The sequence below is a fragment of the Aquabacterium sp. genome (assembly GCF_041915145.1).
Lineage (GTDB): Bacteria > Pseudomonadota > Gammaproteobacteria > Burkholderiales > Burkholderiaceae_C > Aquabacterium.
On sequence record NZ_JAYSBZ010000059.1, the window covers coordinates 1 to 21,587 of the forward strand.

Sequence of the window (21,587 nt, forward strand, 5' to 3'; positions counted from 1 at the left end):
CCAACTGAGTCGTGCTCAGGGCGGCGGCCTCGGCGGTGGTCAGGTTGGCGATCTGACCGGTGGTCAGGGCGCCGACCTGCGAAGTCGTCAGCGCGGCGACCTGAGCGGTCGTCAGATTGGCGACCTGCGCGGCCGACAAGGCGCCCACTTGCGAGGTGTCCAACGCGGCAACGGCGGCCGTGGTCAGGGCGCGTACGTCAGCGGTGGCGAGGTTGGCAATCTGGGCCGTGGTGAGCGCGGCTGCCTGAGCGGTAGACAGCGCGGCGGTTTGCGCGGTCGTCAGCACCTTGATGTCGGCAGTGCTGATCGCGGCGATTTGGCTGGTGCCTAGTGCGGCGACTTGCGCGGTGGTCAGCACGGGCGCCTGCGTGGTCGTGAGGGCCGCGACCTGGTCGGTGGTCAGCGCTGCGATTTGCGAGGTGCTCAGCACCACGGTTTCCGCCGTGGTCATCACCTTCAGATCCGCTGTGTTGATGGCCGCAATCTGGCTGGTGGTCAGGGCACCGATCTGCGCAGTCGTGAACACCGGCATCTGCTTGGTCGTCAGCGCCGCGATCTGGTCGGTGCTCAGCGCGGCGATGTCCGCCGTGTTGATGGCCTTGAGCCCGGTCGTGGTGATCGCCGGGATCTGCGAAGTGGTGAGCGCGGCAATCTGAGCCGTCGAGAACGCCGCCCAATCATCGGTGGTGAGGGCTGCAATCGCGGTGGTGGAAAGACCCGCGATCTGCGTGGTCGACATCGACGGAATCAGTGAGGCCATGTTCCATTCCCCTTCAAAGGCGGCTAGCTAAGTTGCATGTCGGCGCCTCGCTGTCGAGACCGTCTTCATGCCGGGCAGACTTGTTCGTTCTGTGAGGCTACGTGGGTTGACGCTGCCCCAAAGCCCTGAAAAGAGGCAGGCTTTCGCAATAGACAGCCACCAACCTTTCAGAGCCGGTCTGGGGCTTATCGACGGGAATGAAGTCGACTTGAGCGAGCAGTGACAGGCGGCAACAGCCACAGAAGGGGGGGATTCGTGCACTACTTCGCGCTGCGGCGAGGCTGTCATCAAACCGTGTGCACAAAGCCCGCAAACGATCTGCGAGCAGCATCGTCGTTCGATCGTGTCGGATGACTACACTTGAATTGCCAACGTTTCAGACTGCCTTCACATGCGACGCCTACTTGACACATTGATCCGCGCCGAGCGCTGCCCCTTGCTGCTGCTCGCCTGGTCGATCGGAGCCCACGCCGGCGCGCCCGAGCTGGTGTGCCAGTTGCGCTATGGCAGCGATGAACAGACCGTGCGCCAGCAGGTGTCGGCCGACCCTTACGCCGCCGTGGCGCAATCGATGGGCGAGCGCTTTCAATTCAAGGCCGTGGTGCTGGGCGAGCCCGACCGCATCGACCATATCTCGCTGACTGTCTACGACCTCAGCGTGCCGGGCGCGCCGGTGCCGGTCCACCAGGCGCGATACGCGGCCCCGTTCAACACGCACCCGGTTCTGCCCGCCCTCACGGGCTGGAACCATATTTATTCCAGCGTTTACGGCCGCGAATTCCGCTACGGCTGCGCCCTGCAAGACGCGCAGGCTCCCGCCGACCGGAGGCAGCCATGAAGCGGTGGTGCGGCGCGGGCGCGCTGCTCGTGGCGACGCTGGCCTGGTCGCAAGCCGTGACCGATTTAGACCAGGCCGTGGTGCGCGTGGCGTGGGTGGGCGACGTGATGCTGGCCGATGGCCCGGGGCGGCTCGTCAAGCGAGGCGACGATCCCTTTCAATATGTGGCATCGCGGCTCGACGAGGCCGACCTGCGCGTGGCCAACCTCGAATGCGTCATTGCAAGCAAGGGCCAGGCTGCCGACAAGCCTTGGACGTTTCGCGCCACGCCGCAGACCCTGCCGCTTCTCAAGCGGCACGTCGATGTGGTGTCGTTGGCCAACAACCACTCGGGCGATTTCGGCCGTGCGGCGTTCGCCGAAATGCTCGGCAGACTCGACCGGGCCGGCGTGCCCTACTTCGGCGTGGGGCGCAATCTGCGCGAAGCACACCAGGCCCGGGTGATCGAGCGCAAGGGCGTGCGTATCGCCTTGCTGGGCTACGACGAGTTCTTTCCGCGAGCGTTCGAGGCTGGCGACAACTACCCCGGTGTAGCCTGGAGCCAGGACGAGCAAGTCGTCCACGACATCCAGCAAGCCCGCCAGCAAGCCGACATCGTGATTCCGTTCATGCATTGGGGGCAGGAGCACGAACCGCAAGCCAACTCGCGCCAGCGCGAACTCGCCCGCCTGATGATCGACGCCGGTGCCGATGCCGTGGTTGGCACGCACCCGCATGTGGTGCAGGACACCGAAACCTACCGCGGCAAACCCATCGTCTACAGCCTGGGCAATTTCGTGTTCGATGGTTTCAGCGAGCCCGTGAACAACACCGGATGGGTGCTGTGGCTGGACGTCGGCAAGCAAGGCGTGCATGCCTGGCACGTGGAAGCCGTACGCATCGACAGGCAGGGCTCGCCGCATCCGGCAAGCGCGCTCAAGCAACCCTGATCATTTGCGCCTGACAAGCGAGGGCTTGGCCGATGCCTGCTGCTCGATGGTCTGGCGATCACGCTCGCCGCCGGTCGGGTCCAGGCAGAAGAACGCATCACGCGCGTCTTCGATGCCGTAAGCCGGCAGGTTGGACGAGCTGGAGCAGACCTGCCCGTCTTTCGTGAAAGCCATGTCGCGCAGCCAGGTCACGCGCGTCGGGCTCGGGTAGGCCACGAAGGTCTTGGTGGCCGGGTTGAAGCGCAGCACGCGGTCCGACATGTTCGACGTGATCCAGATCTCGCCGGTCTGCGGGTGCACGTTCAACGCGTAGGGGGTTTCGTATTCGTTGGCGGCGAGCAGCGGCAGCTTGTAGCTTTCGAACTGGGCGGTGGCGGGGTCGAAGCGCAGCAAGGCGCTGTCGTCGAACGCGGGGATCCACAAGATGCCGTTCTTGTCGAAGCGCGGCCGGCGCGGGCCGCCGAGCGGCGTGTCGAACTCGGTGATCTCCAGCGTCTTGGGGTCGATGCGGCCGATCTTGTTGGACAGCAGCTTGGCGTACCAGACCGAGCCGTCTGTCGGGTTGATGTCGATGCCATACGGCAGGTTGAACATCAACCGCCCTTGCGTCCATTTGTGCGGCGACGTTTTCACCGGCACGTTCTTGCCCGGCCAGAGCTTGCTCGACGCCCTGAGGATGGTCGGGAACATCACGTCGACCACCCCCTTCATGAAGCCGCCGTGCGGTAGCTGGATCATCGTGAACTTCTCGGTCTTCGGGTCGAAGCGCCCCACCTTGTTCGACACCGCCGCCGTGAACCACACGATGCCTTGCCGGTCGATGCGGATGGTGTGCAGGTAGAGCGCCGATTCGTCGATGCCGTAGACCTTGAACGCCTTGGTCTTCGGGTCGAACGACATCAGCTTCGACGACAGCGCGTTGGTGATCCAGATGCGGCCGTCCTGGCCCTGCGCCATGCTGTGCGGGCCATGCTTGCCGGTGAACACGCCGATGGGCAGTTGCATGCCCGCGAACAAACCGCCGACCGGCAGGTCGATGTCGGGCAGGTGGTGCTGGGTGATCTGACCGGTGCGGCGATCGAGCTCCCACAAGATGTCGTGGCCTTCGTCGGTGCCATACAAATGCTCGTCGTCGCCCACGTCGGTGTCGTGCACGAAGCTCAACGCGTCGCCCACATGCCATTCGATCACCTTGGCGCGCGACAGCTCATCGCTGGCCACGTACTTCTGCATCGCCTGCACCGCGTTGCCGTCCAGCCCCTTGTGCAGCTCTTCGGCGATGGTTTTGCCTTCTTTCTTGGTGAGCAGCGCGCCGTAGCCTTCCATGCGGGCGATGGTGGTCTCCCAGGCCGACACCTCCTTGGGCGTGCGCGTCAACGCATTGCCGATCTGGTGGCAGTAGTTGCACTGGCTGATGAAGGTGGTGCGGGTCTGCGCGTCGGGCCATTGCACCTTGCTCAGGTGGGCCGACGCGGTCAGGCTGTCGGACAGCAGTTGCGCGTTGGCGAACGGCGTCATCTTGAAATCGATGGTCTGCACCTGATCGGCCTGGGCATCAAGCTCCTTGCGTGCGTCATCGAACTTGTGCGAGCGCGCCCGCACGGTCAGGTGACCGCTGAACGGCGTGCGGATCGCGTAGCGGCCGGCCTGGTCGGTGTAGACGGTTTCTTTGCGGTCTTTCGCTTCGTTGAACACCGTCACCAGCGCGCCCGCGAGTGGCTGGCCCTCGGCATTCAGCACGGTGCCGGTGAAGCTGGCGGCATGAGCCGCCATCGTCAGGCTCCAGGCGGTTGCGCCGATGGCGCACAGGCCCGGCATCCAGGTGGTTTTGCTTTTTTGCATCTTCATGTTGTCTCCTTCACGACTGCTGCGAGTGTGATCAAAACCGCCGCCGCGCGTGAGACGACCGGGTGACACAATGCTTGTCATTTCCCGCCACGTCGTTTTCGAGGCAGCCCGAGATGTCCGCAGCCAGAGCGTCCGCCAAAGTCCCCGGCAAACCACTTCTGCCCGGCCCCATCATCAGCGATCTGGTGGCGCCGCCGGTGCCGGTTTCCTTCCCGCGCCTGCTGCTGCAGGTGGTCGGTGCGCGGGGTCTGTCCGCCGCGCGGCTGATGCAGTCGGTGGGCATGACCGAGGCTGATCTGGAGCGACCCGAAGGCCTTGTCTACGCGTCCGAGTACGTCGCGCTCATCGCCCAGGCCGTGGCGCTGACCGAAGACCCGTGCCTGGGGTGCGAGATGGGGTTGAACATGCCGCCGACCATGCATGGCTTTCTGGGCTACGCGCTGCTCAGTGCCAGCACGCTGGGCGAGGCGCTGGAGCTGGGCGTGAAGTACACGCGCCTGGCGTCGCGCTTCGTCGATGTGCAGGTCGAGTACGTGGCCGATGGCGCCGTGCTGACGCTGCGTGAGCTGCTGCCGCTGGGTTCCGTTCACCAGTTCGGCATCGAAAGCACCATGGCCGGGTGGTTCCATACCGCCGAGCAGCTTGTCGGCGCCGTCGGCCTGCGCGGGCCTGGCTCGCTCGCCGAGTTGCGTTTTGCCTGGCCGCGCCCGGCCGCCTTCGACCGCTACGAGCAGCGCTTGCCCGATAGCCGCTTCGGCTGCGCCGCCCACCAGATATTCGTGCCCCGCCGCGAGCTGCAGCGGCCTCTGGCGCTGGCTCACCCTCTGGCGGCGCGCCAGGCTCGCGCGCATTGCGACACCGAACTCGCGCAACTGCTGTCGAGCGAAGGCTCGTTCATCACCACGGTGGCCGAGGCGTTGACGCTGTCCGCCACCGGCTACCCGGGCATGGATCAGATCGCGGCCCGCCTGCACCTGTCCACCCGCACCCTGATGCGCCGGCTCGACGCGCTGGGCGTGAGCTTTCGGCAGTTGATGGACGAGCGCCGGCGACTCGACGCGCAAGCCCTGCTGGGCGACCCGCATCTGCCCATTGAAGCGATCGCCGCCCGGCTGGGCTACGCCAACCCGGCCAATTTCACGCGGGCCTTTCGCCGCTGGACGGGCGAGGCGCCCAGCCAATTCCGAATGCGGGTCACCGCCGCGCGCATTGCAGGCCATCCGAAGAAGCTGACCACTTCGAGCTGGCGCTGATGCGGCGGGCGGCCCTTCGCGGTCGTTCGTTTGACTCCCCCGCGGCATCCCCCAAAGAAGCCCGAACGCGCCCTGCGATGGGTGATGGCGCGGCCGTCGGCGTGTTTCTACAGTGAATTCAAAGGCGGATCGCGCTGCCTTCATCGGTTGCCGGTTGCGGCCGGTCTTTCACTTGAAACTGCAGGAGTCCTCCATGGCCCAAGCCATTCATCACGTGCCTTTGACGGCGCTGGGTGCCGAGCCCGAGTTGTCCGACATGGCCGCCGCCGTGCAGGCCACCGTGCGGCGCTTTGCCGCCGAGGTTCTGCGCCCGGTCGGCCGCCAGCTCGACCGCATGAGCCCCGATGAAGTCATCGCGCCTGGTTCGCCGCTGTGGCCCGTCTACGGGCAGTTCGCCGAGCTGGGGTTCGGCATCGACACCTTGCTGTCCCTGCCGCCGGCCGAGCGCGCCCGCATCATGGGCATTCTGTTCGAGGAGCTGGGCTGGGGCGACGCGGGGCTGGCCATCTCCATCGGCGCCGGGCTGATCCCGGCCATGATCAGCGCCCTGCTGGGCAACGACTTTTGCCGCGGCATCGCCAGCGACGACAAGCTGGGCTGCTGGATGATCACCGAGCCCGATCACGGCACCGACATGCTGGACCCGGGCCAGATGATCTTTCATCCGCAGGGCAGCTACGGTCGGCCCAACTGCGTCGTGACCATCGATGGCGACGGCCTGCTGATCAAGGGGCAGAAGGCCGCGTGGGTGTCCAACGGCACGACGGCCCAGGTCGGCATCTTGTATGCGGTAGCCGACACGGGCAACGGCCCCGACACGCAGCGCGGCGCCGTGGTCGTCGTGCCGATGGACGCACCCGGCATCACGCGGGGCAAGCCGCTCGACAAGATGGGGCAACGGGCGCTCAACCAGGGCGAGGTCTACTTCGACAACGTGAGGTTGCCCCAGGCGCATCTGCTGGCCGGGCACGATCAGTATCAGCAGGCCACCTATCTTGTCCATACCCTGGCCAACGGCTTGATGTCGGCGGTATTTACCGGGTGCGCGCGATCGGCCTACGACCAGGCCTTGAGCTATGCACACGAGCGCAAGGCCGGGGGTGTGCCGATCATCAGGCATCAGTCGGTGGCACAGCGTTTATTTCACATGTTCCGCAAGGTCGAGGCGTCGTGCGCCTTGTCGCGGCGGGTGCTGCACTACAACTTCCAGGCGCCGCAGATGGCGCTGCACGCGGCGATGGCGGCCAAGGTGACGGCCACGCAGACGGCCTTCGAGGTGGCCAGCGAGTCGGTGCAGATGCACGGCGGCAACGGCATGGCGCGCGACTATCCGGTCGAAAAGATCTTCCGCGACGCCCGCGCCTCGCTGATCGAGGACGGTTGCAACGAGATCCTCGCCATCAAGGGTGGCTACCACCTCATCGACCGCGACCGGCTCTGACCGCTCGCGCGGCACGCCATCCATTCGTCAACGGAGACATCGATCATGGCAACTTCATATCAGGTCGTGGTGTATGGCGCCAGCGGCTACACCGGCAAACTCGTGGCCTGGAAGCTGGCCCGGCGAGGCATTCCTTTCATCGCGGCCGGGCGCAACGCCGAGCGGCTGCGGGCCGAGATGGCGGCGATCCCCGAGCTGGCGGGGCACGACTATCAATGCGTCGGCGTGCGGCATGACGTGGACGCGCTGACGCAGTTGTTCAAAGGCAAGCAGGTGGTGCTCAACATCGTCGGCCCGTTCATGCAACTGGGCGAGCCGGTGGTGCGGGCCGCGCTGGAGGCCGGCTGCCACTACTTCGACACCACCGGCGAGACCGACTGGATGCTGCACCTGAAGCAGCACTACGCCGAGCCTTTCGCGCGCAAGGAGCTCGCGCTGTGCCCCGCGAATTCGTATATGTGGACGGAGGGCGCGATCGCCGCCGAGATCGCGCTCGAAACGCCGGGCATCGACACGCTCGACCTGCTGTACTACGGCGACTCGCAGATCAGCGTGGCGTCCACGATGTCCTTCCTGCGGATGTGCACCAAGCCCATGTACCACCTGCAAGGCGGGCAACTGGTGCAGTGGCCGTGGGCGACCACCTATGACGTGGCAGTGCCCGGCGTGCATCGCATCCTGAAGGCCATGCCGTGGGGCGGCGCGGGCGAGCCTGTCTGGTATCAGGGTGATGCCCGCGTGCGCAACTGCTCGGTGCTGTTCGCGCTCGGCAACCAGGCCATGTTCATGCAGATCGCGGGCCTGCTGCAGCAGTTCGAGGCCGAGCACCGCCATCTCGACGCCGCGGCGCAAGAGGCGGTCACCAACGCGATCGGCCAGCAGGTGACGCAAGTGGAGCCGCCACGCGAGACGCCGGAGGTGCATCGCGCGCAGGTCTCGTGCCTGGCGCGGGGCAACACGCAGTCGGTGAGCGTGGTGCTGCGCGGCAGCTGCGCGTATTCGCAGACCGGTGTCTTCGCGGCCGAGGCGGCCATGCGGGTGCTGCACAAGCAGCTCAAGGCCGTGGGGTTCGGCTCGGGCGCGGCGATTCTCGGCGCGCGCCAGCTGCTCGCCGCGCAGGCCGACGAAGGCTATCTCTCGTACGAGATCACGCGTCATTGAGGTCGCGAGTGGCGCCCGCGCATCGGATTCGAGAGGACATCGCATGAGCCAGATCTACGTGGCCGGCGTCGGCATGACGCCCTTCGGCAGACACCCGTCCTGGAGCGTCAAGGACCTGACCCGTCGCGCCGTCGAGGTCGCGCTGAGCGACGCGGGTTGTGACAACGCCCAGGTGCAGGCCGCCTATTTCGCCAATGCCACGCAAGGGCACATGGACGGGCAGCACATGATCCGCGGGCAACTGGCCTTGCGAGCCATGGGCATCGAAGGCATCCCCGTCGTGAACGTCGAGAACGCATGCGCCAGCGCGAGCACGGCGTTCTACCTCGCGGTCAACCATGTGCGCTCGGGCGCGGCCGACATCGTGCTCGCGGTGGGCGCCGAGAAGATGTTTTCCGACGACAAGGCCCGCATGTTCGCTGCCTTCGACGGCGCCTGGGACGTGCACGACACCGAGGCCGCCAAAGCCCGCCTGCTGCAGATGGGCGCGGGCGTGGCCGTGCCCGACGGCAGCCGCTCGCCTCGCCCATACAGCGTGTTCATGGACATCTACGCGGCCATGGGGCGCATGCACATGCGCGAGTTCGGCACCACGCAGCGGCAGTTCGCGGCGGTCTCGGCCAAGAACCATGCTCACTCGGTGCACAACCCGCTGGCGCAATACCGCGAGGCTTGCAGCATCGAGCAGGTGCTGGCCGCGCCGCCGATCGCCTACCCGTTGACGCTGCCGATGTGCTCGCCGGTGAGCGACGGCGCGGCCGCGGCGATCGTGTGCAACGAGGCAGGCCTGCACTCGCTGCGAGGCCAGCGAAGCCGCGCCGTGCGCGTGCTGGCGTGCATGCTGCAGACGGGCAGCGAGCGCGAGCCGGCCGACCTCGAGCAACATCTCGTTCGCATCGGCGCGGGCAAGCTGTATGCGCAAGCGGGCATCGGGCCGCAAGACGTGAACGTGGCCGAGGTGCACGACGCCACGGCCATCGGCGAGATCCTGCAATCCGAGTTGCTGGGCCTGGTGCCCATGGGGCAGGGCGGCCCGGCGGCGGAGCGCGGTGAAACCTCGATCGGCGGCCGCGTGCCGATCAACCCGTCCGGTGGGCTGGAGTCGAAAGGGCATCCGATCGGCGCCACGGGGCTGGCGCAGTTGTACGAACTCGTCAACCAATTGCGCGGCGAAGCCGGCGCGCGCCAGGTGTCGGGCGCGCGCATCGCGCTGGCCGAGAACGGCGGCGGCCTCGCCGGCGTCGAAGAGGCGGTGGCCTGCCTGACCCTGCTGGGGCGATGAAGCCGGCCGCGTGGAGACTCAAGCATGACCGCTGCAGCTGAACTTCATCTTGCCAGCCTGGTGGCCCGGCGCGCCAATGAATGGCCGAGTTTCGACGTGCTGACCATCGAAGGCGGCGGCGTGCGCCCCGACGAGGTTCGCACCTACCGCGCGCTGTGGGACAACGGCCGCCGCATGGCGCAGGTGATGCTCGATCAGGGCGTCCAGCCAGGCGACCGGATCGCCCTGCTGATGGCCAACCATGCCGAGTTCGCTGAAGCCATGGTGGCCGCCAGCGTGGTGGGCGCCGTGGTGGTGCCCATCGACCCACGAACCCGTGGCGACAAGCTGCGCTTCCTGCTCGACCATGCGCAGTGCTGTGCCGCCTTCGTGGCCGACTACGCGCTCGAGAACCTGCAGGCGCTGCGCGCATCGTTGCCGGGCCTGCGCTGGGTCATGGGACTCGCGACCGACGAGGGGCGGCAGCCCCTGCATGCTTACGCGAACGTGATCGACTGGTCAGGCACCCCGCCAGCGGTGCCCGACCTCGCCATTCGCAACGCAGACCCCGACAGCGCGCTGGAGCTGATCTTCACCTCGGGCACCACGGGCGACCCCAAGGGCATCGTGATGACGCACCAGCGCTATTGCGAAACATCGCTGCTGGCCATGCGGCTGTTCGGCTACCGCGACGACGACAGGCTGTACTCGGGCTTGTCGCTCACGCACGCCAATGCCCAGCTCATCACGCTGGGCGCGGCCTTGGCTTGCCGCTTGCGCTGCGTGCTGTCGCGCCGCTTCAGCAAGTCTCGCCTGTGGGACGTGACCCGCCAATATCGCGCCACCACCTTCACGCTGCTGGGCGGCATGACGACGGCGGTCTACGCGCAGCCGCCGCGGCCCGACGATGCCGACAACCCGGTTCGCCTGGTCGTGTCAGCCGGCATGCCCGCCGCCATCTGGAGCCAGTTCGAGCGCCGCTTCGACGTGCGGATACTCGAGTTCTACGGCGCCGCGGAAGGTGGGCTGACCATCAACCAGCCCGGGGTCGGCCCCGTCGGCAGCATCGGCAAGCCCGCGCCGACCTTGCAGCATCGCATCGTCGATGACGACGACCGCGATGTGCCCGTCGGCGCGCCGGGCGAACTGGTGTTTCGCCACGCCAACGGCGATCCGTTCAAGGTGGACTACTTCAACAACGAGGCCGCGTCGCGCAAGAAGAGCGAGGGCGGCTGGCTGCGCATGGGCGACGTGGTGCATGCCGATGCGCAAGGTTGGCTCTACTTCGACTACCGCAAGGGTGGCGGCATCCGGCGCAATGGCGAGTTCATCAGCGCGGCGTTTGTCGAGAAGGTGATCGCCGAGTCCGGCCTGGTCGACGATGTGCATGTCTATGGGGCGCCCAACGCCAGCCTGGCCGCGGGTGAAAAGGACGTGGTGGCCGCCGTGGTGCCGAAATCGACGATGCTGTTCGATGCTCGAGGCCTGATCGCGGCTTGCAGGGCGCAGCTGGAGTCGAATGCAGTCCCGACAATCATTCAGGTGCTGGAGCAGATCCCCAAGACCGCCTCCGAGAAGCCCATCGAGCGCAGCCTTCTGGAGTCACTCGCAAGCGAGCCGCAAACGGTGCACCGCTTCGACAAGCCTTCGTCGATGGTCAGCACCAACCGCCCTGGGTAATGAGCGCGGCTGCATGGGTGCGGCTGCTCACGCCCAGCTTGCTGAAGATGTTCTTCATGTGGGTCTTGATGGTCTCGGGTGAAACGCCCAGGGCCTTGGCAATCACCTTGTTGGACTGACCGCGAGCGACCCCCTGAAGGATCAGGCGCTCCTTGACTGTCAAGCCGTGGAGGGAGTCCGCGAGCGCTGGCTCGGCATGCATCTCTTCACGCTCGCACGATGGCAGGGACTCAAGCAATGCCGACGCGCCCGCTTGTCGCACGGCGTCTTGCCACTGCGCTTGCCGCCATTCGGCCCCCGCCGCGTCGCCAAGGCGCAATTGCACCTTGACCATGGCGATCTGCAACGCCATCTGCGGCAGACGCATGCGTGCCGCTCCTTGCGCGCAGGCCAAGGTCTCGGCGTCGGTCAGCAAGGAATCGGCGCATTCGCCGGTGGCGGCGGCCAACTCCAGCTCGGCCAACATGCAGGCGTGGGGCACGCTGTCCACCCCCGGTGGCAAGGATCGGTCGCCGCGCAGTTGCTGCAGGCGTTGGCCGCAGGCGCGGGCTTCTTCGATCTTGCCTTCCTGAAGGCTGACGCGGCAGCGTTCGAGCAGAGCCTGGGCAAGCAGACGAGGCCAGCGGCGGTGGTGAGCCATGGTCTCGACTTCGACGATGCGCTGTCGTGCCAGGCCAAGGTTGCCTTGTTGGCGCAACAAGGCCACGCTACAACTCATCGCGGCTTCAATGGACTCGAGAAAGCCGCTGGTGCGTACGAATTCCAGACTATCGGCCAGCAAGGCTGTCGCCTCGCTGGTGCGTCCTTGCAGCAAGCGCACACGCGCCAGCAAGGCGGCCGGCAGCGCACGCAGCACGGGGCCGGTGGCGCCGCTTTCGGCCAAGTCACCGAAGGCTCCCTCCAGGCGCGCAGCAGCTCCAGCCAGATGAGCCTGCTGCAGGTCGGCCAGAGCCTCCATGCAGTGTTGGTACAAGCGGTTGAAGGTGTAGCGCGTGCGTTGCAGGGGCTGCGATTGCATGGGCGGCAGGCTGTACAGCTCTTGCCATTGGCCTGCTTGCAGGAGCCCGTAGCGTTGCACGTTGGTGAGCACGTTGCAGATCCAGGGCCGGCCTCCCAGGTGCGGCATGCAGGCGATGGCCAGCGTGGCACCTTCTTCGGCGTGGTCGTCGAGAGCCAGCAACATGGCACGCAAGGCGCGCAACTCCCAGACTTGGACGTCGTCGTTTTCCTGGATCCCATCCAGCAACTGCTGGGCTTCATCGTGCTGCATGGCAAGCGCGGCGGCCCACGCCAGGGCCAGACGCATGGGGGCAGGGAAGGTGGGCAGATGCTCGCGCAGACGCCGCTGCCATTGCAGCAGCACCAGGAAGTCGCCTTGCTCGACCAGATCCATCGCGCAGCAGCGGATCCAGGCTTGAGCCTGCGTGGTGTCTCCGGCCGCCAGCGCCAGAGAGATGGCCTGGCTCCACCAACCCTGAGCGGCCAGCCACTGCGCGGCACGCATGCGGAAGTCCTGCATCAGATTCGGGTCGTCGCGCTCCAATAGTCGCATCAGGTGCTCGCGCAACAAGGGATGCAGGCTGAACCACTCGCCGTCGGCGCCATGCGAGCTCAGGAACAGTTGACGCCGCTCGAGCGCCTCGATGAACGCGTCTGCGCCGGGCCCCTGGCAGTGGGTCAGCATGGGCGCATTGAAGGTCTCCAGCAACCCCAATGGCAGCAGGCGCCGGAGGAAGTCCGCGTCGAGCCCTTTGAGCATGTCGTCGAAAAGCAGGCTCAGAGTGCGTGGCAAGGTGGCCAGACCGCCGCGAGGGTGGTTGCTGGCCGCCAGCAAGTAGGCTCTCAATGCGGTGCTCCAGCCGCCCGTGGCCTCTTGCACGGACGCCAGCTGATCGGCCGAGGGCGACTGGCCCGCGCGGGTCAGAAGGGCCTGGGTTTCTTCCGGCATGAATCGAAGGTGCTCGGCATCAATGGCCAGAATCAGCCCCCCTCGCGCGTGCTGCAATACGGCGGCGGGCACATCGTGTCGGCTGATGAGCAGCAGGTGCAATTGCGGCGGTGCGTGACGCAGCAACAGATGCAAGGCTGTTTCCAGCGTGGCTTCGCTCACGCGGTGGCAATCGTCCAGCACCATCAGCAAATGATCGGACTGGTCGTGAATGTCGTTGGCCAGCAGCGTCGCAATGGTGTCGGCTGACAAAACAGGCCATTCCCTTTCGAGCGCAAGCACGTCCAGCCCCAGCGACGGCATGGCTCGCTGCAAGGCCGCCGCCATGCAATACAGCAGGCCGGATGGCGTGTCATCGCTTTCGTCGAGAGTGAGCCAGGCGCTGGGGACGCCACGCGCCGTCAACGCTTCGACCCAAGCCGAGGCCAGCGTGGTCTTGCCGAACCCAGGCGGCGCCTTGATGACTGTCAGGGTCTGTTCGAGCAGCCGAGGAGAGAGGTCTTCAAGACGGGGGCGCGGCAGCACGCCACGGCCACGACGAGGAGGATGCAGACGCGTGGTCAACAAAGGCTGCTGCGGCGCTGTGGCCGACGTCTTGATATCGGCGGCCCCGCTCGTCGCGCCAATCCAAGCTGAGGACGATTCTTGCGGGAGGGGCTTCATGCCGAGTGTCTCCAAACTTCTCTTCTGTCGAAAGCGCGCGCGAACAGGATGTCGCGTGGGCTTGGCCATTCCGGCGAGGCGTTGGTGACAGATCGTCTCAGAGTTTGCTTTTCAACCAGACCAGTACTTGTGCCGAAGACAACTTGACCCGAACCTGCTTGCGTCGGCTGGTGTCGCCGCGCAGAAGCTCCAGCGTGTTGCGCGGTGTGTCGAGTTCGTCGGCGAGCCAGCGCAATAGCGCAGCGTTGGCCTGACCCTCGACAGGTTGCGCAGCGAGGCGCACCCTCAACGCGCCATCGTGCAAGCCGACCGCTTCGGTCCGCTTGGCGCCAGGCGCGACGCTCAGGTCAAGCACCACGCCGTCGGCTTGCAGGCGAATACACGGTGGCACATGCGCTGTGGCCTCGGTGGGGGCGCTGTTGTCTGGCGGGATGGCGGGGTGGCGGGGTGGCATGGATTGAATTGTCGACTGCCGCGCGCGGCAACGGATCAGCGCGCCCAATGAGAAAAGCCCGGCCGGAGCCGGGCTTTGAAACCAGCCGAAGCTGGTCGAGCTTACGAAGCGTCGATCCTCAGGGCTTGTTGCCCGTGGGGAACGGCCACGCAGCTTGAGGGCTGAGCGTGGTCTTCGCAGCGGGAGCCTTCTTGGCCGCAGGGGCAGGCTTCGCAGCAGGCTTCTTGGCAGCCGCTTTCTTGGCCGGAGCCTTCTTGGCAGCCGCTTTCTTGGCCGGAGCCTTCTTGGCAGCCGCTTTCTTGGCCGGAGCGGCCTTCTTCACTGCGGCTTTCTTGGCCGGTGCAGCCTTCTTGACTGCGGCCTTCTTGGCCGGTGCAGCCTTCTTGGCAGCGACCTTCTTCACTGCGGCCTTCTTGGCCGGTGCAGCCTTCTTGACTGCGGCCTTCTTGGCCGGAGCCTTCTTCACTGCGGCCTTTTTAGCCGGAGCAGCCTTCTTGGCTGCAACCTTCTTGGCCGGTGCAGCCTTCTTCGCTGCTACTTTCTTGGGAGCCGCTTTTTTTGCTGCGGCTTTCTTTGCGGGTGCAGCCTTCTTTGCTGCGACTTTTTTTGCAGTTGCCATCACATTTCTCCTTGATCAAGTTGCAAAGAGCAAAGTGCCACGGGTGTGACACCAAGATTCACCGCAGGCGCTTCCTTGATCAGTGGAGGCTGGCTTGGCGGCGAATGGGGAAACGACCCGCGCCAATCGCTTCTGTGGCGATTTGATTCGAGTCGTGTGTCTTGATCTCATTCGTCTTCTAGTTGGTCGGACCGGGGAGGTCAATCCCAGGAGAGTGCGCCACCGGACTGGTATTCGATGACGCGGGTCTCGAAGAAATTGCGCTCCTTCTTCAGATCAATCATTTCGCTCATCCACGGGAACGGGTTTTCCTCGTTCGGGAAGAGCTCTTCGAGGCCGATCTGCGTGGCGCGACGGTTCGCGATGTAACGCAGGTAGCCCTTGAACATCGACGCGTTCATGCCGAGCACGCCACGCGGCATGGTGTCTTCGGCATAGCGGTATTCAAGGTCAACGGCCTTCATGAACAGGGCTTTGATCTCAGCTTTGAACTCGGGCGTCCAGAGGTGAGGGTTCTCCAGTTTGATCTGGTTGATCAGGTCGATGCCGAAGTTGCAGTGCATCGACTCGTCGCGCAGGATGTACTGATATTGCTCGGCCGCGCCCGTCATCTTGTTCTGTCGACCCAGAGCCAGGATCTGGGTGAAGCCCACATAGAAGAACAGACCTTCCATCAGGCACGCGAAGACGATCAGCGACTTGAGCAGCTTCTGGTCGTTTTCGGGCGTTCCCGTGGAAAAGTTGAGATCCATGATCTGATCAATAAAGGGGATCAGGAACTCATCTTTGTCGCGGATCGCTTGAACCTCGTGGTAAGCGTTAAAAATTTCACCTTCGTCGAGACCCAGCGACTCCACGATGTATTGATAGGCGTGGGTGTGGATGGCCTCTTCAAAAGCCTGGCGCAACAGGAACTGGCGGCACTCGGGCGCCGTGATGTGGCGATAGGTGCCCAGCACGATGTTGTTCGCGGCCAGCGAATCGGCGGTGACGAAGAAGCCGAGGTTGCGCTTGACAATGCGGCGCTCGTCTTCGGTCAGACCGTTCGGGTCTTTCCAGAGGGCGATGTCGCGCGACATGTTGACCTCTTGCGGCATCCAGTGGTTGGCGCACGTGGCGAGGTACTTCTCCCAGGCCCACTTGTACTTGAACGGCACCAGTTGGTTGACGTCGGTCTGACCATTGATGATGCGCTTGTCGGCCACGTTGACGCGGCGCTCACTCGATGCCGAAACCGATTGCGATGCGTGTGCATGCGAGGTCGTCAAGGCAGCAGCGCCGGTGAGGTCGGCGAAGGTGGGGACTGCGGTGCGCTGAGTCGGTTGCGTGTTGAACGCTGCGGCTTCAAACGGTGACGGAGGCACGGGCCGCGCACTTTGAGGCGCAGCACCATTTGAAGCTTGAGAGGGTGAATGAGTGTCGTCGTCCCAGACCAGCATGGTTGACTTCCTATGGCTGTGGATTATGTGAGTGTTGCGTTGAAACACCAAGCACTTGTTGACAGTCGAGCGTCGAAGTTGTTGCGACCTCGCATCGAAATGCGAGGTCGTGTGCATGATGAATCGCGCTGAACGTTGAACGCGATGAACTGCGTGATCAGCTCATCGACGTTCTCTTATTGGCAGGCTTCGCAATCGGGGTTGTCGATCGAGCAGAACTTGATGTCGGTTGCTGGCTCTGCCGTCATCGCTTGCTGAGCTTGTGCTGCAGCTGCATCGATTGCCGACGGCGCTTGTGCAGCCATGCCGCCTGCGCTGCCTGCGCTCACGGCGTTGAGCTGGCCGCGCGACACGGTCGACTTCTCGGCGTGCGTGGCGCCCACGGTGCGCAGGTAGTAGGTCGTCTTCAAACCACGCAGCCACGCGAGCTTGTAGGTCTCGTCGAGCTTCTTGCCCGATGCACCGGCCATGTAGATGTTGAGCGACTGAGCTTGATCGATCCACTTCTGGCGACGCGCTGCGGCTTCGACCAGCCACTGCGTTTCGACCTCGAACGCGGTGGCGTATAGGTTCTTCAGGTCTTCAGGCACGCGGTCGATGCGGCGCAGCGAGCCGTCGAAGTGCTTGAGGTCCATGACCATGACGTCGTCCCACAGGCCGAGCTTCTTCAGGTCGCGCACCAGGTATTCGTTGACGATCGTGAACTCGCCCGAGAGGTTGGACTTGACCGACAGGTTGCCGAAGCACGGCTCGATCGACGCATCGACGCCGATGATGTTCGAGATGGTGGCGGTGGGCGCGATGGCCACGCAGTTGGAGTTGCGCATGCCGTGTTGCGCGATGCGAGCACGCAGGGCGTCCCAGTCCATCGACGCCGAGGCGTCGGCTTCGACGTAACCGCCGCGTTGTTCGGCCAGCAGCTTGAGCGAGTCGAGGGGCAGGATGCCGCGGTCCCACAGCGAGCCGCGGTAGCTCGAGTAGCGGCCACGCTCGGCAGCCAGCTCGGTCGAGGCCCAGTAGGCGTAGTAGCAGATGGCTTCGGTCGAACGGTCTGCAAACTCGACTGCCTCTTGGCTGGCGTAGGGCACGCGCAGTTGATACAGCGCGTCCTGGAAGGCCATCAGGCCCAGGCCCACCGGGCGGTGGCGCAGGTTGGAGTCGCGCGCTTTCTTGACGGCGTAGTAGTTGATGTCGATGACGTTGTCGAGCATCCGCATGGCGGTGCTGACGGTCTTCTTCAGCTTGTCGTGGTCGATGCCGCCGTCCTTGACGTGTTGCGACAGGTTGACCGAGCCCAGGTTGCAGACGGCGATCTCGCCATCGTTGGTGTTGAGCGTGATCTCGGTGCAGAGGTTGCTCGAGTGCACCACGCCAACGTGCTGCTGCGGCGAGCGCACGTTGCAGGCGTCCTTGAACGTGATCCAGGGGTGGCCGGTCTCGAACAGCATCGAGAGCATCTTGCGCCACAGGTCGGTCGCGCGCACTTTCTTGAAGAGCTTGAGCTCGCCACGTGCGGCCTTGTCTTCGTAGGCGGTGTAGGCAGCCTCGAAGTCTTTGCCGAACTTGTCGTGCAGGTCGGGGCAGGTGGCCGGCGAGAAGAGCGTCCAGTCGCCGCCTTCCATCACGCGCTTCATGAACAGGTCGGGGATCCAGTTCGCCGTGTTCATGTCGTGGGTGCGGCGACGGTCATCACCCGTGTTCTTGCGCAGCTCCAGGAATTCTTCGACGTCCAGGTGCCACGATTCCAGATAGGCGCAGACGGCGCCCTTGCGCTTGCCGCCCTGGTTCACGGCGACGGCCGTGTCGTTGACGACCTTCAGGAAGGGGACGACGCCCTGGCTCTTGCCGTTGGTGCCCTTGATGTGCGAGCCCAGGGCGCGCACGCGGGTCCAGTCGTTGCCCAGGCCGCCGGCGAACTTCGACAGCAGCGCGTTTTCCTTGATGGCTTCGTAGATGCCATCGAGGTCGTCGGGCACCGTGGTGAGGTAGCAGCTCGACAGCTGCGAGCGGCGCGTGCCCGAGTTGAACAGCGTGGGCGTGCTGCTCATGAAGTCGAAGCTGGACAGCACTTCGTAGAACTCGATGGCGCGGGCTTCGCGGTCGATTTCATTGAGAGACAGACCCATGGCGACGCGCATGAAGAAGACCTGCGGCAGTTCGATGCGGGTGCCGTGCACGTGCAGGAAGTAGCGGTCGTACAGGGTTTGCAGACCGAGGTAGTCGAACTTGTAGTCGCGGTCGGCCTTGAGGGCGGCGCCGAGCTTTTTCAGGTCGAATTGCATCAGCTTTTCGTCGAGCAGTTCGGCTTCGACGCCACGCTTGATGGCGAGCGGGAAGTATTCAGCGTAACGCGTGGCCATGTCGGCCTGCGTGGCTTCGTCGCCCAGCACTTCGCGGCGGATCGTGTGCAGCAGCAGGCGGGCGGTGGCGCGGGTGTAGGCCGGGTCTTTCTCGATCAGCGTGCGGGCGGCCAGGATCGACGCCTTGTAGACCTCGTCGATCGGCACGCCGTCGTACAGGTTGCGCTGGGTCTCGGCCAGGATCGGGGCGGCTTGCACCTCGCTGCCCAGGTTCGAGCAGGCCGATTCGATCAGGGCTTGCAGCTTGCCCAGGTCGAGCGGAATGCGCTGGCCCTTGTCGGTAACCGTGAGGGTGGGGTGCTGAACGGCGGCTTCTTCGCCGTGTTGTTTGCGCTCTTGCGCGCGGCGTTCGCGATACAGCACGTAGGCGCGGGCCACTTCATGGTGGCCGCCGCGCATCAGGCCCAGCTCGACCTGGTCTTGCACGTCTTCGATGTGGAAGGTGCCGCCGCTCGGACGCGAGCGCACCAAGGCGCGTACCACGGCTTCGGTCAGGCCGTCGACGGTTTCACGCACGCTGGCCGATGCGGCACCTTGCGTGCCGTGCACCGCCAGGAAGGCCTTCATCAGGGCCACCGCGATCTTGCTGGGCTCGAAGGACACGACGGCGCCGTTGCGTCGAATGATCTGGTAGCCGGCGTACGTGGTGAGGCCGGCGGCCGATGTAGCGGATGCGTCGGTGGCCGACGCAGTTGGCATGGATGGGGCGGCGGTGGTGACTGCTTGCATGTGATTCCCTCTAAAACCTTGATGAAGCGTGGCGGCTCGATGTCGCAACGACATCGGCCGATCAGCGAAAGACCTGTTTGTTGAAGTGAAGTCAGAAGATGTGCGCCGCGGGCGTTTGCATGCCTTCGCGAGCGGCTGGGCTACCGTTGCCTGGTGGTTGCTGGCGATCAGGTCGGTTGCGGTGTGAATGCACTATATCTAGGGCTGTTCGTTGCTTCAAGCGCTATCTGTAGTGTGTCGGGATTATCGCGCAGGGTCGAACGCCCCCTGACCGAACAGGGCGAATCGCGGAATGCCGCGTGGTTGCGTGCTGCGTGCGGCGCGGGCCGCGTCAGGCTTGGGCTGGCGAGTGATTTCGGCTGCCAGGCCGCATGGTTGCAAGATATGCAATCTTGATGAAGAAGCTCAGGCGCGCCGAGGCGGTTGACCACCGGGGAAATACCGATCGGGCCAACCCAGGTTCTTTGCCAGCGCCACCCAATCGAAAGCCGCCCCGGGGTCGCGTTTGCGGCCGGGTGCGACGTGCTCGTGGCCGACCACGTGAGTGATCGGGTAGACCTTGGCGATGGCGTTCAGCAGTGCCGTCAATTGCCCGTATTGCGCAGGCTCGAATGGGTGGTCTTCGAGGCCTTCGAGCTCGATGCCGATCGAGTAGTCGTTGCAGTTGCCGCGTCCTTGCCAGCTCGACTTGCCGGCATGCCACGCGCGATCGTCGGTGCTCACGAATTGCAGCAGCGAGCCGTCGCGGCGAATCACGAAATGGGCGGACACCTCGGCGCCGCGGATCTGCTGGAAGTAGGGGTGCGCTGACCAGTCGAGCCGATTGGTGAACAAGCGCTCGATGGCGTCGCCACCGTAGACCCCTGGCGGCAGACTGATCGAGTGGATGACCACCAGCGATACCTCGCTGTCGGCTGGACGCGGGCCGAAGTTGGGTGAGTCGATGCGCGCGGCCTTGCAATACCAGCCACCCGCCCAATCAGGCGATGCAGGGCTCATTCGACGCCGCCGATGTCGTCGTCGGGCGCCTTGCCACCGTCGCCGCCGTGGATGCCCAGACGCGCCATGCGGTAACGCATCTGGCGCAGCGACAGCCCCATGCTGGCGCCGGCCGCCGTGCGGTTGTAGCGGTGCTGTTCCAGCGCGCGCAGGAGGATGTTGCGCTCGACGGTGTCGAGGTAGGCGGCGAGATCGCCCGGGAGCGTGGTGTCGGGCAGAGTTGGCGCGGCCTCGGTTGCGGGCGGCGGCGGGGTGGTCGAGGCAGGTGCCGCGTCGGGCAATGGTTCTCCGGCATTGCCGGCGCGCAGCAAGCCGAGATCGTCCAGTTCGATGATGTGGCCGCCGCTCAAGGCCACGGCTCGGTGCAGCAGGTTCTCGAGTTCGCGGACATTGCCCGGGAAGGCGTGGTTGGCCAGGCGATCCAGCGCTGCGGGGCTGAGTTGCGGGGCCGGGTGCAAGCGGCTTTCGTCGGCGATGCGCGCCAGCACCTGCGCGCAGATTTCGGTGAGATCCTCCATGCGTTCGCGCAGCGGCGGCACCTGAATCTGGATCACGTTGAGGCGGTAATACAAGTCTTGCCGGAACCGGCCGGCGGCCACTTCGGCGGCGAGGTCCTTGTGCGTGGCGCTGACGATGCGTGCGTCGACCGAAATTTCGTTGACGGCCCCGACCGGGCGCACGGCGCGCTCTTGAATCGAGCGCAGCAGCTTGGACTGCATCGACAGCGGCAGGTCGCCGATTTCGTCGAGGAACAAGGTGCCGCCGCGTGCAGCCTGGAAGAAGCCCTCGCGGTCTTCGTTGGCGCCGGTGAATGCGCCCTTGCGATAGCCGAAGAATTCGGCTTCGAGCAATTGTTCGGGGATGGCGCCGCAGTTCACCGCGATGAACGGCGCGGTGGCCCGCGCGCTCACTTCGTGGATGGCTCGCGCCACCAGCTCTTTGCCGGTGCCCGATTCGCCATGGATCCAGACCGGCGCCATGCTGCGCGCCACCTTGCGGATCAACCCGCGCACCTGCTGCATGGCGCTCGACACGCCTGACATGCGCTGCAGCGCGGCGCTGCCGGGTTCTTCGAGATCGGCGCTGAGTTTGCGGTCGGCTGCAGCCTCGTCCTCGGCCTTGCGTGGCGCGGCGGGCTGCGTGGCCGTCGTGGCTGGGGGCGGCGCCGACTTGATGGACGGCAGGCTGCTGGGCTGGGTGGTCGG

Annotated in this window: 15 protein-coding genes and 1 pseudogene; 7 read left to right on the forward strand and 9 right to left on the reverse strand. The window is 65.2% G+C overall.

Annotated features, from left to right (window positions below):
• A pseudogene (locus ACE3SS_RS11310) lies at window positions 1-760 on the reverse strand (heme utilization protein); the annotation flags it as partial.
• Window positions 761-1,151: 391 nt separating this feature from the next.
• Here ACE3SS_RS11310 and ACE3SS_RS11315 point away from each other — a divergent pair.
• The gene (locus ACE3SS_RS11315; RefSeq protein WP_374593968.1) at window positions 1,152-1,598 is read left to right on the forward strand and encodes a hypothetical protein; all 447 of its coding nucleotides are present in this window, start codon (window positions 1,152-1,154) and stop codon (window positions 1,596-1,598) included.
• Window positions 1,595-2,527: a CapA family protein gene (locus ACE3SS_RS11320; protein WP_374593970.1), complete on the forward strand. Its 933-nt coding sequence runs from the start codon at window positions 1,595-1,597 to the stop codon at window positions 2,525-2,527. Before ACE3SS_RS11315 ends, ACE3SS_RS11320 begins: the two co-directional genes overlap by 4 nt.
• Here the strand turns inward: ACE3SS_RS11320 and ACE3SS_RS11325 are convergent, their stop codons facing one another.
• The gene (locus ACE3SS_RS11325; protein WP_374593992.1) at window positions 2,528-4,369 is read right to left on the reverse strand and encodes a carboxypeptidase regulatory-like domain-containing protein; all 1,842 of its coding nucleotides are present in this window, start codon (window positions 4,367-4,369) and stop codon (window positions 2,528-2,530) included.
• A 119-nt stretch (window positions 4,370-4,488) separates the two neighbouring features.
• Between ACE3SS_RS11325 and ACE3SS_RS11330 the strand changes: the two genes are divergently transcribed.
• From ACE3SS_RS11330 to ACE3SS_RS11350, 5 genes are all read left to right on the forward strand, one after another.
• Window positions 4,489-5,628: an AraC family transcriptional regulator gene (locus ACE3SS_RS11330; protein WP_374593972.1), complete on the forward strand. Its 1,140-nt coding sequence runs from the start codon at window positions 4,489-4,491 to the stop codon at window positions 5,626-5,628.
• Between the two features lie 193 nt (window positions 5,629-5,821).
• Entirely contained in the window at window positions 5,822-7,069 is a 1,248-nt protein-coding gene (locus ACE3SS_RS11335; protein ID WP_374593974.1) for an acyl-CoA dehydrogenase family protein, read from the forward strand.
• Window positions 7,070-7,114: 45 nt separating this feature from the next.
• Window positions 7,115-8,230, forward strand: coding sequence for a trans-acting enoyl reductase family protein (locus ACE3SS_RS11340; RefSeq protein ID WP_374593976.1), 1,116 nt, complete (start codon window positions 7,115-7,117; stop codon window positions 8,228-8,230).
• 43 nt (window positions 8,231-8,273) lie between these two features.
• Window positions 8,274-9,512, forward strand: coding sequence for a thiolase family protein (locus ACE3SS_RS11345; RefSeq protein ID WP_374593978.1), 1,239 nt, complete (start codon window positions 8,274-8,276; stop codon window positions 9,510-9,512).
• Between the two features lie 24 nt (window positions 9,513-9,536).
• A complete protein-coding gene (locus ACE3SS_RS11350) occupies window positions 9,537-11,171 on the forward strand; it encodes an AMP-binding protein (protein ID WP_374593980.1) in 1,635 nt (544 codons plus the stop codon).
• On the opposite strand, the gene ACE3SS_RS11355 is transcribed toward ACE3SS_RS11350, so the two are convergent.
• The 7 genes from ACE3SS_RS11355 to ACE3SS_RS11385 all read right to left on the reverse strand — a co-directional run.
• Entirely contained in the window at window positions 11,149-13,782 is a 2,634-nt protein-coding gene (locus ACE3SS_RS11355; protein WP_374593982.1) for a LuxR C-terminal-related transcriptional regulator, read from the reverse strand. The genes ACE3SS_RS11350 and ACE3SS_RS11355 overlap by 23 nt on opposite strands.
• A gap of 97 nt (window positions 13,783-13,879) precedes the next feature.
• On the reverse strand, window positions 13,880-14,140 hold the full coding sequence (locus ACE3SS_RS11360) for a DUF167 domain-containing protein (protein WP_374593984.1): 261 nt from the start codon (window positions 14,138-14,140) through the stop codon (window positions 13,880-13,882).
• A gap of 214 nt (window positions 14,141-14,354) precedes the next feature.
• Window positions 14,355-14,855 (reverse strand): histone H1-like DNA-binding protein, encoded by a 501-nt coding sequence (locus tag ACE3SS_RS11365; RefSeq protein WP_374593986.1) that lies wholly within the window; start codon window positions 14,853-14,855, stop codon window positions 14,355-14,357.
• 200 nt (window positions 14,856-15,055) lie between these two features.
• Window positions 15,056-16,294, reverse strand: coding sequence for a ribonucleotide-diphosphate reductase subunit beta (locus ACE3SS_RS11370; RefSeq protein WP_374593994.1), 1,239 nt, complete (start codon window positions 16,292-16,294; stop codon window positions 15,056-15,058).
• Window positions 16,295-16,470: 176 nt separating this feature from the next.
• The gene (locus ACE3SS_RS11375; protein WP_374593996.1) at window positions 16,471-19,353 is read right to left on the reverse strand and encodes a ribonucleoside-diphosphate reductase subunit alpha; all 2,883 of its coding nucleotides are present in this window, start codon (window positions 19,351-19,353) and stop codon (window positions 16,471-16,473) included.
• 435 nt (window positions 19,354-19,788) lie between these two features.
• A complete protein-coding gene (gene ampD / locus ACE3SS_RS11380) occupies window positions 19,789-20,382 on the reverse strand; it encodes a 1,6-anhydro-N-acetylmuramyl-L-alanine amidase AmpD (protein WP_374593988.1) in 594 nt (197 codons plus the stop codon).
• The coding region (locus tag ACE3SS_RS11385; RefSeq protein WP_374593990.1) for a sigma-54 interaction domain-containing protein at window positions 20,379-21,587 on the reverse strand (1,209 nt) is incomplete at its 5' end. The genes ampD and ACE3SS_RS11385, both read right to left, overlap by 4 nt.